This window comes from Kitasatospora sp. NPDC024654 (assembly GCF_055559155.1).
This window is the reverse complement of sequence record NZ_JBVHLF010000118.1, coordinates 1-10,426: the sequence shown is the minus strand read 5'-3', so window position 1 is coordinate 10,426 and position 10,426 is coordinate 1. Positions and strand designations below refer to the sequence as shown.

Below are 10,426 nucleotides of genomic sequence, written 5' to 3'. Positions count from 1 at the left end.
TCCGCCCACTCCCGGCGGTACGCCACAAGCGACAGGCTCCCGGCGCTCGCTGCCGGGGGGGGGGGGGGGGGGCGCCCCCCCCCCCCCCCCCCCCCCCCCCCCCCTCCCCCCCCCCCCCCCCCCCCCCCCCCCACACCCGTGTTCACTTCGCGGCTTCCTTGAGCTTGGAGCCGGCGCTGACCTTCGCGCTGTAGCCGGCCTCGATCTGAATCGGCTCGCCGGTCTGGGGGTTGCGGGCCGTGCGGGCCGCGCGGTGGGTGCGCTCGATCGTCAGGAAGCCGGGGATCGTCAGCTTCTCGTCACCCTTGAAGACGGTCTCGGCGGCGATCTCGGCGAATGCCGTCAGGACGGCGTCAGCGTCCTTCCTGGCCACCTGGGCACGGTCGGCCAGAGCGGTCAGCAGCTCACTGCGGTTCATGGTGCGCACTTTCGATCAGTGGACGGGTCCACCGCATGCTCCCAGACAAGCCCGCCCGCAGGTGCGCCGGACGAGATGACGCGCCGTAACCGCGGGCGCAAGGGCTGGAGGTCAGCCGCGCGGCACCTTCGGGTGCTCAGCCGCGGCGGCGGACACCGTCCGGTCCCTGAGCCGCCGAGCCGGGATGCCGCCGGCCGGTAGGACCGGCGGCAGGCGTGAAGGGTCAGCGGATCGCGTTGACGTAGATCTTCGCGCTGGAATGCAGGTCAAATGCGGCCCCGTATCGGACCGCGGGCGGCTCGTTCCGCTCCGAGTACGGGCTGACAGCCGAGAATTCACCCGGATCGGCCTTCAGGACCGCGGCAACGAGCGCCTGCTCCACCGTCGCGGGGTCGCCGGTCACGGCCGGCGCCTCACGCACGGGCATGCGCTCACCGAGGACCGGCTCGCGCTCGGGCTTCGAGTAGTCATCGCCTGGGGAGACCGAGACGATCTGCCAGCGGGAGGTCTTTCCGCCGGCCTCGACGACGATGCCGTACGGGTGGGCGGTGTGGCCGGTGTCGGACAGCGTTTTCACGCTGCCACCCGGGATTGTTGCTGCGGCATCGAGGAGGAGCTGCTGAAATCGGTCAGGGCGCATGGGGGCGTGTGTCCTTCGAACAGGTGGTCGCCGTGTGGGGACGGCAGTATGGCTGCGGCCGGTTCCCGGGCGATCCGTACTGTTCGGCGACGGCCGTCCCGGGGCCGGCAGAAGAGCCGCAGTGTCACCGGTTTCGGTGATCGTTGGGCTGGAGTCGCGGTCCGAAGCGAGGCGCGCGGGCGCCGGAGAGCCGGATCAGGCAGCAGACCCGGTGACGTTGCCCGGCGTACGGGGCCAGCAGCTGCAGCATCTGCTCGTCGGTGCTGCGGGGCCGGCCGGTGAGGGCGTAGCCGACGTGGTTGGCGAGGTGGAAGTCGCCGACGGAGACGGCGTCGGCGTCGCTGTTGGCTCTTTGGAGGGTCTCGGCTGCGGTCCAGATCCCGATTCCGGGCACGGAGGTCAGCCGGGCGAAGGCGGCGTCGCTGTTCATGGCGGCGGCTTCTTCGAGGCGCGGGGCGAGTCGTACGGCGCGCAGGACTGTGCTGGAGCGTTTGGGGTCGACGCCGGCCTTGTGCCATTCCCAGCTTGGGATTGCCGCCCACTGTGCTGCGGAGGGCGTCACCTGCAGCGCGGGGTGTGGTCCGGGGGCCGGTGTACCGAAGCGGCGCAGGAGGTATCTCCAGCCGCGGTAGGCCTCGGTGACCGTGACCTTCTGTTCGAGGACCGCGGGGATCAGGGAGTCCATGACGAGGCCGGTTGCGCCGAGGCGCAGGCCGGGGTTGCGGCGCTGGACTTCGCGTAGGGGGCCTGGCGGCAGGACGAGTTGGTCGGGGTCGTCGTTGGCGCCGAGGAGGGTGGGCAGCCGCTCCAGGAGCCAGTCAGTGGCCGGTCCCCAGGCTGTCGCGGTGATCTCGGCGGTCGCGGGGTGGGGGGTGATGTGGATGGTGCCGGTGCCGGCTGGGGTGCGGAATGTTCGCCACAGTCCGCCCGCCTCCCATGAGGCGGTCGGGTCGCCGGCGCCTCGGGCGAGGGGGCCGAGGACCTGGCGGAGGTCGAGGGGGAAGGCGGGCCGCCAGATGCGCCGGGCGCCGTCCATGTCTCTCCACTACCGGGTCGGTCTTATGGCCGCGCCTGTGCGCGGGCGATGCCGAACACTACGCGACCGCAGGGGGCGATCGGAAACCGTCCTGGGCGCGGCGACGCAGTGTGTTCGATTCGTTCATGCAGGTGAGAGGCAATCTCCGTTCGAATCTAGGTTCGCTCAAACGTTCGAAAGGCTCTATCGTGAGCGCTAGGAGGTGGGGGCCGACAGCAGCGACACGAGGGGGGACGGGCGCAAGGGAGGTGGCAAGGCGTGTTCGCGCATCTGCACGTCGCCTCCGGCTTCAGCGAGCGCTACGGCGCCAGCCGGCCGGTCGACCTGGTCCGCCGGGCCGGCGAGCGCGGCATCCACGCCCTCGCGCTGACCGACCGGGACACCGTCACCGGCACCTCGCGCTTCCTGCGCGCGTGCCGCCAGGTGGGGGTGCGGCCGATCCTGGGCGTGGACCTGGCGGTCGAACCCGTCGCGCCCGAGCCCGCCGGGCCGGCCGCTCGGACCCCGGCGCGCGGCGGAGCCCACGTCATCGAGCACCCGCTGCGCATCACCCTGCTCGCGCGGAGCGCGGCCGGCTGGGCGCGGCTGTGCCGCCTGGTGTCGGCCGCACACACCGCCGAGGGCCGGCCCGTGCTGACCTGGGGGCAGCTGCGTGAGCACGGGGGCGAGGAACTACTGGTGCTGCTCGGGCCGGTGAGCGAGCCGGCGCGGGCGCTGGGCCGGGGCCGGATGGACGTGGCCGAGCAGCTGCTGCGGCCGTGGCTGGAGGTGTTCGGGCCGGCGATCCGGTTGGAGGTGGTCGGGCACTGCCTGCCGGGTGAGGGGCCCGGGTCGCTGCGGCTGGCCGCCCGTACCCTCGCCTTCGGTGATCGGGTCCGGGTGCCGGTGGTGCTGACAGGTGCGGTGCGCTACGCGGACGCCGAGCAGCACCGGGTGGCGGACGTGCTGGACGCGGCCCGGCTGCTGCGCCCGATCGACCGGCGCGTCCTGGACAGTGGGGAGCGCTGGCTCAAGGACGGCGATCTGATGCGGCAGGCGGCGATGCGGATCGCGGCCGCCCGCGGGCACGGCGAGGGCCGCGCGGTACAGCTGATCGCCGACACCGTCGCGGCCGCTGAGGCCTGCACGCTGCAGCCACACCGCGACCTGGGCCTGGGCCGGCCGCACCTTCCCGAACCGGACCTGGTCGGCGCAGGGAGCGGCCCGGGCGATGGCGCCCGGGCACTGCGGGAGCGGTGCGAGGCCGGGCTGGTGCGCCGCGGCCTGGACCGTGACCCCAAGGCCCGGGCCTGCCTGGAGCAGGAGCTCGCCGTCATCGCCCAGCTGAAGTACGACACCTACTTCCTGGTAGTCGATCAGGTGGTACGTGACGTCCGGGAGATGGGGGTGCGGGTCGCCGCCCGCGGCTCCGGGGCCGGCTCGATGGTCAACCACGTGCTCGGGATCGCGACCGCCAACCCGCTGGAGCACCACCTGCTCTTCGAGCGCTTCCTGACGGTGCGCCGCACCGACATGCCCGACATCGACCTCGACGTGGAGGCGCACCGGCGCCTGGACATCTACCGGCGGGTGATCGAGCGCTTCGGCACCACGAGGGTCGCGATCACCAGCATGCCCGAGACCTACCGTGCCCGCCAGGCCCTGCGCGCAACGGGGCTTGCGCTCGGCATCGCGCCGGGCGAGGTCGACGAGATCGCCAAGTCCTTCCCGCACATCGCCGCGGCCGGGATCCGCCAGGGGCTGCGCGAGCTGCCGGAGCTGCGGCCGCTTGCCGCCCGCGCCCACCGGTACGGGCCGTTGTGGGAGCTGGCCGAGGCCCTGGACGGGCTGGTGAGTGGAATCGCTCAACATCCGTGCGGTGTGATCATCACGGACGGCTCCCTGCTGGACCGGCTGCCCGTGCGGCCGACCCCGACCGGGGACTTCCCGATGGTTCAGGCCGACAAGTACGACGTCGAACTCGGACGTGACGGGAAGGTCGGCGACGGCTTCGGGCTGATCAAGCTCGACATCCTCGGGGTGCGGATGCAGAGCGCGATGGCGCACGCCGTGCAGGAGATCGCCCGCACGACCGGCACCCTGATCGACCTCGACAATCCGACGCAGGTCCCGCCGGACGACCTGTTCGCGTTCCTGATGATCCAGGCCGCAGACACAATTGGCCTATACCAACTGGAGTCGCCCGGCCAGCAGGACCTCGTCTCCCGGCTGCAGCCGCGCGACATCAAGGACGTCATCGCCGACATCAGTCTGTTCCGACCCGGGCCGGTGGCCGGCGGGATGCCCGCCCAGTACATCGCCGCCCGCCACGGCCACGCCCCCGCCTACCCGCACCCGGACCTGGAGCCAGTGCTCGCCGACACCTACGGCGTGACGATCTGGCACGAGCAGATCATCGGCATCCTGGCCGTCATGACCGGCTGCGACCTCGCGCTCGCCGAAGAGGCCCGGCGCGCGCTCGGCAACCCGGCCCGACTGGAGAAGATCGAGGCCTGGTTCCACCGCGAAGCCACCCGGCGCGGCTACGATGAGCACACCCGCGAAGCCGTCTGGAAAATCGTCAACTCCTTTGGTGCGTACGGGTTTTGCCGGGCACATGCGACGGCTTTCGCCGTGCCGGCCCTGCAATCGGCCTGGCTCAAGGCGCACCACCCGGCCGCGCAGTACGCGGGACTTCTTGAGCATGACCCAGGGATGTGGCCACCTCGGGTGATCGTCGCCGACGCCCGCCGCCACCAGGTCCCGGTCCTCCCGGTCGACGTCAACCGCTCGGACGCGCACTACCGCGTCGAGAAGCACCGCGGCGTGTGGGGCGTGCGGATGGCCCTGTCCGCCGTCCACGGCATCAGCAAGGACGAGACGATGCGGATCGTCGCCGGCCAGCCCTACAGCTCGCTCTCGGACCTGTGGGAGCGGGCCCACCCGTCCCGGCCGGTGGCCGAGCGACTCATCTCGGTCGGCGCGCTCGACCCGCTCGCCGGAGCGCTGAACCGCCGCGACCTGCTCCTGCAGGCCGGCGAACTCCACCACGCCCAGCGCAGCCGCAGCGTCCTGACCGGCCAGCTCCCCCTCGACACCGCCACAGGCGGCGCAGCCGGGGCCAGCGGTACCGCGCCGAGCGGCCTGCCGGAGATGACCGAGATCGAGAAGGTTTCCGCCGAACTGCAGGTCTTGGGCGTGGACGTCACCAGCCACCTGATGGAGCACCACCACCGGCTGCTGCGCGAGCTGGGCACCGTGGACGCGAACCGGCTGGGCGACCTCGCCCCCGGCACCACCGTCCTGGTCGCCGGCGTGCGGGCCTCCACCCAGACCCCGCCGATCGCCTCCGGCACGCGGGTCATCTTCGTCACCCTCGACGGCGTCGAAGGGCTCATCGACCTCGCCTTCTTCGAGGACTCCCATCCCGCCTGCGCGCGGACGATCTTCCACTCGGGTCTGCTCCTGGCCAGGGGCACCATCACCCGGCGCGGCCCGCGCACCTCCATCACCGGCACCGCCTGCTGGGACCTCGGCGAACTGGCCGACCTGCGCCGCGACAAGGGACTGGACGCGGTCGCCGCTCGCCTCGCCCAGCAGCTGCCGCACCCCGCCGGCGCCGCGGTGCGGCCCGAGGTGATGCCCACCGGCGCGCGCCGCCACCCATGGGCCGACCTCCAAGCCCCGGGCGAGCGCTCCCCCTCCCCGCGCCGCCTCGTCCACGCGAGCCCAGGTTCCGCCGGATGATCACTTCCGTTGAGACCCGGGTGCTGTACCTGCGCTTCCACCCGCCGACCGGCCGGGTACCGCAGGAGGCCGAGTACGAGCGGCTCCTGGACCTGCTCACCGACTTCACCCCCATCGTGCAGGCCCTGCCGCCGGACGCCGCCCTCGCCGACGTCGCCGGCGCCCTGCGGTACTGGCACACCGACCCGGCCGGCCTGGCCACGCTGATCCGGGTTCGGGCCCTGGCCCTGCACGGCACCGAGGTCACGATCGGCGCGGCGGCCAATCCGCAGCTCGCCCGCCTCGCCGCGCTCTCCCAGCCGCGCGGCGCCCTGCGCGTCCTGCCCCCCGACCAAGTGCCGGCCTTCCTGGCGCCGATGCCGCCCACCGCGCTGCCCGGCATCGGGGCAGCGACCGCCCGCACCCTCGCGCAGCTCGGCCTGACCACCGTCCGCGCCGTCGCCGCCACCCCGATGGCGACCCTGCAGCGCGCTCTCGGAGCCAGCCCGGGTCTGCGCCTGCACCAGCACGCCCACGGCATCGACCGCACCACCGTCATCCCCGGCCGACCCGAACCGGTGCTCGCCGTCGAGCACGACTTCGACCACGACGAACTCGACCAAGCGGCGCAGCGCCGGGCGCTGCTCAGCCTCGCCCACGACCTCGGCCACGCCCTGCGCACCCGTCGGCAGACGGCCGGGGCGCTCACGCTGACCGTCCGCTACGCCGACCACGCCGCCACGACCCGCACCCACCGCCTCGCCGAGCCTTCTGCCCACAGCCCGGCCCTGGCGGAGGCGGCGTACCGCCTGCACGCCGGGCTCAGCCTCCAGCGCGCCCGGGTGCGCGGCCTCACCCTGCGGGCCGACCACCTCGGCGCAGCCGAGCGGGCCAGCCACCAGCTCACCCTGGACGGCGCCACCGAGCAGGCCCGCCACCGCGAAAGTGCCACCGACCGGGCCCACGCCCGATACGGCCGCCACGCCATCGCCCCCGCCGCCCTCCTGCCGTTGTCACCCATGCCCCGGCCACCACGCACGGCCCCGTTCCCCGCCGCGGCCGACGGCCGGCCTCAGGGCGGCTGGGCGCCGGTTGGCGGCCACGAGCACCGTACGGTCACGCCGTGAACGACCGGCTGACGCCACCTGCCGACACTCGCCCGCCCGGACCGGCGGCACCGGACGAGCCCGCCCCGCCAACCATCGAGAGCCTCGTCGAGGACACGATCGACGCCACCGTCCGCACAGGGAAGCCCGACACCGGACGCGCCCTGGTCGAAGAACTCGCACGCCGCGGCGGCGACGCGCTGTGGGAGGGCGCGCTGCTGGTTCTCGGACCACTCTCCTCGAAGCCCGTCCACGGACTGCCCGAGCACCAGCGCGTCGACCAACTACGCCGAACCGCCCGCACCGCCGACCCCGTCACCGCACTCGTCCTCCACACGATGGCCGCCCACCGCGAGAGCGGCGCCACCGCCGCCCGCACCACCTGGGACCGGGCACCGGAACCCATCCAACACGTGGCACTCCTGCAACTGCTCATCACAGTGAGCAGCTCCATCGGCTCCGACCAGGGCCGACTGACCGCAGCACAAACGGTGACACTGATCCGCGCAGCCATCCCACCCTCCAGCTCGTGGGTGTGACCCCTCCTCACCGAGGAGCGGTAGGCAGGGAAAGGTTCGGATCAGCTCTCGGTAGGCGGTGCCGACGGGTCGATCTTCAGGACCTGGTCGGCACCAGTGATCTGGAGCAGGCTCACCAGTTGGTCGGGCAGGGCGGCCAGGTGCAGCTCCACCCGGGCCTTCCCATCACGCGAGCCTCCAGGGAGGGCCGCCGAGTCGCAGAACCCCAGGTCCGGGCAGTCCACCACCACCGTGACGACGTCCACTTCCCCGATCCCGTGCAACAGCGGCAGGCGCAGCCGGCCGACGCTGTCGTGGTCGAGGTCGCCGGCGGCCGCGATGACGCGGTTGCCGGGGGTGGTGGTGCGGGTGGTGACGGTCAGCGGCTTCACGAGGCACTTCCGGCAGATCGGGGGCGCGGGGTCAGGGCAACGCGACGGCGGTAACCGGCTGCTCCTGGACATCGCCATCGGTGTCGAGGAGCCGTGCGACACCGTCCGGCTCGATGACGGCACGCACCGTGCGGTCCAGGTCCACGTAGACCGGCAGGTCCTCGACCACGGCCGGCGTCCAGTGCACGACCACCACCTTCGGCGGGGCGTGCGTGCCCGGCTCGCCCGGCAGGGTCAACGCGTAGCGCTGGACGGGGTCCATGCCCTGATCCTGCCCCCGTTCGGGCTCGCGCGGCGCGTGGCAGGGCCGAGGCGGGTGCCGGGCGATATCCGGTGTGGCGGTACAGGCTGGGCCCATGCCCGAGGACGACCAGGTCGTTGACGACCTCTACACGCTCCCACCGCGGGAGTTCACCGCGGCCCGCGACCGGGCCGTGCGCGCCGCCCGCACCGGCGGGCGCACGGAGCAGGCGCGGTGCCTGGCCGCGTTGCGTCGCCCCACCACTTCGGCGTGGGCCGTCAACCAGCTCGCTCACCGACACCGCGACCGCCTTCAGGACCTGCTCGATGTGGGGGCCGGTCTGCGCGCCGCGCAGCGACGGCTCGACAGCGCGGCGCTGCGCGATCTCACCGCTCGGCGCCGCCATCTTCTGGACGAGTTGGTCGGCCTGGCCGGCCGGACCGCGGGCGAGGTCGGGCAGCCGCTCAGTGCCGCGGTGCTGCAGGAGGTGGAGCAGACGCTGTCCGCCGCCCTCGCCGACCAGCATGCCGCCGACCAGGTCGCCGCAGGCCGGCTCGCCGGCGCGCTCACCGCGCCCACCGTCCTGCCGGAGCTGGCCCCGCTCCTGACCGCCGTCCCCGACCACCCGACGCCGAAGAAGCCAGCGGCCAAGGCCCCGCGGCCGTCCTCGACAAAGCAGCCAGCACCTGCCACCAGTGGGCCGGCAACCGCGCACCGGCCCGACCGGCGCGAGCGCGACCAGTCAGTCCGGCGGCCGAACCGCAATACCGAGGAACGGGCGCAGCGGGAGTGGCTGGAGGGGGAAGCGGCTCGTGCTGAACAGGACTCCAGCGGTGCCGAACAGGCTCTGCGAGAGGTGGCCGGCCAGGCGGCCCGAGCCCGCGAGGACGTCGAGCGGGCCAAGGCCGCCCTTGAGAAGGCCCGGTTCGTCGCCCGCACCGCAGGCGCGGCCGAACAAAAAGCCCGTGTCCGGGCCGAGGAGTTGCGCGCCATCGCCCAGCAGGCACGAGCCATCGCCCAGCAGGCACGACAGGCCGCCGAAGATGCGGCCGCGAAGCCCGAAAGGACGCGCCGCCCGCACCGGTGAGGCTGAGCGCCGCGGGCTGAGGGCTGGCCATGGCCTCGTTCGGCCGACCACATCCAGGCCTCTGCGCCGGCGCCCGATGCATAGTGGGCAGAAAAGAGGGGGCCCGGAAGAGAAGGTGGTCATGGTGGCCAGATCCATCTGGACCGGTGTGCTCTCCTTCGGCCTGGTCACCGTGCCCATCGCAGTGTACTCGGCCACCGAGTGTGTCCACACCGTGTCGTTCCGCCAGATCGAGCGGGGCACGGCCGATCGTGTGCGTAACAAGCGGGTGAACGAGCGGACCGGCGCCGAGGTCGAGTACAGCAACATCGTCAAGGGCTATGAGCTGACCGAGGGCGAGTACGTGATCGTTGAGCCCAAGGAGCTGGAGCAGATCTCGCCAGGGCGCTCCAAGACGATCGAGATCCGCGGCTTCGTCGACCTTGCCCAGATCGACCCCATCTACTTCGACACCACCTACTACATCGGCCCGAAGGGCAAGGAGTACACCAAGGTCTACGCCCTGCTGCTGCGCGCCATGGAGCGGGCGGGCAAGGCGGGCTTGGCGCTGTTCTCGATGCGCGGCAAGGAATACCTGACCGCCGTGCACCCCGAGGGCGGCGTGCTGGTCGCCCACACCATGCACTTCGCCGACGAGGTCCGCGACCCCCACCGCGAGGTCGACAACCTCCCCGACGGGAACATCTCCGTGTCGGACAAGGAGTTGGCCGCCGCCGAGCAGCTCATCGACATCCTCGCCACCGACTGGGACCCACAGGAGTGGCACGACACCTACGCGGAGAAGGTCCGCGACCTCATCGAGGCCAAGACCGCCGGCAAGGAGATCGCCGTCAGCGAGGGCCCCGCCGAGGCCACCAACGTGGTCGACCTGATGGCCGTGCTGGAACGCAGCCTGCAGACCGCCGGCAGCCGGACGGGCGAGGAGAGCGACCGCGAAGAAGGCCGGCGCAAGCAGCCCGCCTCCCCCCGGAAGGGCGGCCAGGCCCGGACGCCGAAGACCACCGCCCGCACCCCCAAGACCGCTGGCGCGAAGAAGAGCACTTCCCGCCAGCAGCCGGCGGTGAAGGCCCCCGCGGGCCGCAAGAGCACCAGCACCGCGAAGAAGAAGGAGAACCTGGGCGCGCTCACCAAGGCCGAGCTGTACAAACAGGCCAGCGACCTCGACATCCCCCACCGCAGCGCCATGACCCGCGACCAACTCCAAGACGCCATCGAACACACCCCAGCAGCCAAACGCCGGCATCTGCGCCCCGCCTGACCAAGCGACGGGCCCGGCCGGACGA

General features: G+C 72.6%; 10 protein-coding genes. 5 read left to right on the top strand and 5 right to left on the bottom strand.

Annotation, left to right across the window (positions count from 1 at the left end):
- Positions 1-142: 142 nt before the first annotated feature.
- From ACZ38L_RS35315 to ACZ38L_RS35305, 3 genes are all read right to left on the bottom strand, one after another.
- Entirely contained in the window at positions 143-418 is a 276-nt protein-coding gene (locus ACZ38L_RS35315; protein WP_465701394.1) for an HU family DNA-binding protein, read from the bottom strand.
- Positions 419-641: 223 nt separating this feature from the next.
- Positions 642-1,058, bottom strand: a complete 417-nt coding sequence (locus ACZ38L_RS35310; RefSeq protein WP_465701392.1) for a hypothetical protein — start codon at positions 1,056-1,058, stop codon at positions 642-644.
- Between the two features lie 124 nt (positions 1,059-1,182).
- Positions 1,183-2,094, bottom strand: a complete 912-nt coding sequence (locus tag ACZ38L_RS35305) for a DNA-3-methyladenine glycosylase family protein (RefSeq protein WP_465701390.1) — start codon at positions 2,092-2,094, stop codon at positions 1,183-1,185.
- Between the two features lie 258 nt (positions 2,095-2,352).
- On the opposite strand from ACZ38L_RS35305, the gene ACZ38L_RS35300 reads away from it, so the two are divergent.
- Genes ACZ38L_RS35300 through ACZ38L_RS35290 form a run of 3 tightly spaced genes read left to right on the top strand, consistent with a single transcriptional unit; the run spans position 2,353 to position 7,444 of the window.
- Positions 2,353-5,820, top strand: coding sequence for a DNA polymerase III subunit alpha (locus ACZ38L_RS35300; RefSeq protein ID WP_465701388.1), 3,468 nt, complete (start codon positions 2,353-2,355; stop codon positions 5,818-5,820).
- A complete protein-coding gene (locus tag ACZ38L_RS35295; RefSeq protein WP_465701386.1) occupies positions 5,817-6,926 on the top strand; it encodes a DNA polymerase Y family protein in 1,110 nt (369 codons plus the stop codon). Before ACZ38L_RS35300 ends, ACZ38L_RS35295 begins: the two co-directional genes overlap by 4 nt.
- On the top strand, positions 6,923-7,444 hold the full coding sequence (locus ACZ38L_RS35290) for a hypothetical protein (RefSeq protein ID WP_465701384.1): 522 nt from the start codon (positions 6,923-6,925) through the stop codon (positions 7,442-7,444). The genes ACZ38L_RS35295 and ACZ38L_RS35290 overlap by 4 nt, the downstream gene beginning before the upstream one ends.
- Before the next feature lie 41 nt (positions 7,445-7,485).
- Here the strand turns inward: ACZ38L_RS35290 and ACZ38L_RS35285 are convergent, their stop codons facing one another.
- Together ACZ38L_RS35285 and ACZ38L_RS35280 are read right to left on the bottom strand one after the other, a co-directional pair.
- Complete coding sequence (locus ACZ38L_RS35285; RefSeq protein WP_465701382.1) at positions 7,486-7,815, bottom strand: STAS domain-containing protein; 330 nt, start codon at positions 7,813-7,815, stop codon at positions 7,486-7,488.
- A gap of 31 nt (positions 7,816-7,846) precedes the next feature.
- On the bottom strand, positions 7,847-8,077 hold the full coding sequence (locus ACZ38L_RS35280; RefSeq protein WP_465701380.1) for a DUF6296 family protein: 231 nt from the start codon (positions 8,075-8,077) through the stop codon (positions 7,847-7,849).
- Between the two features lie 94 nt (positions 8,078-8,171).
- On the opposite strand from ACZ38L_RS35280, the gene ACZ38L_RS35275 reads away from it, so the two are divergent.
- Together ACZ38L_RS35275 and ku are read left to right on the top strand one after the other, a co-directional pair.
- Entirely contained in the window at positions 8,172-9,143 is a 972-nt protein-coding gene (locus ACZ38L_RS35275; RefSeq protein WP_465701378.1) for a hypothetical protein, read from the top strand.
- Positions 9,144-9,264: 121 nt separating this feature from the next.
- Entirely contained in the window at positions 9,265-10,401 is a 1,137-nt protein-coding gene (gene ku / locus ACZ38L_RS35270; protein WP_465701375.1) for a non-homologous end joining protein Ku, read from the top strand.
- The last annotated feature ends 25 nt before the right edge of the window (positions 10,402-10,426 follow it).

Coding starts and splice junctions, on each gene's coding strand:
- ACZ38L_RS35315 (WP_465701394.1), bottom strand. CDS start 418: ATGAACCGCAGTGAGCTGCTGACCGCTCTGGCCGACCGTGCCCAGGTG.
- ACZ38L_RS35310 (WP_465701392.1), bottom strand. CDS start 1,058: ATGCGCCCTGACCGATTTCAGCAGCTCCTCCTCGATGCCGCAGCAACA.
- ACZ38L_RS35305 (WP_465701390.1), bottom strand. CDS start 2,094: ATGGACGGCGCCCGGCGCATCTGGCGGCCCGCCTTCCCCCTCGACCTC.
- ACZ38L_RS35295 (WP_465701386.1), top strand. CDS start 5,817: ATGATCACTTCCGTTGAGACCCGGGTGCTGTACCTGCGCTTCCACCCG.
- ACZ38L_RS35280 (WP_465701380.1), bottom strand. CDS start 8,077: ATGGACCCCGTCCAGCGCTACGCGTTGACCCTGCCGGGCGAGCCGGGC.
- ACZ38L_RS35275 (WP_465701378.1), top strand. CDS start 8,172: ATGCCCGAGGACGACCAGGTCGTTGACGACCTCTACACGCTCCCACCG.
- ku (WP_465701375.1), top strand. CDS start 9,265: ATGGTGGCCAGATCCATCTGGACCGGTGTGCTCTCCTTCGGCCTGGTC.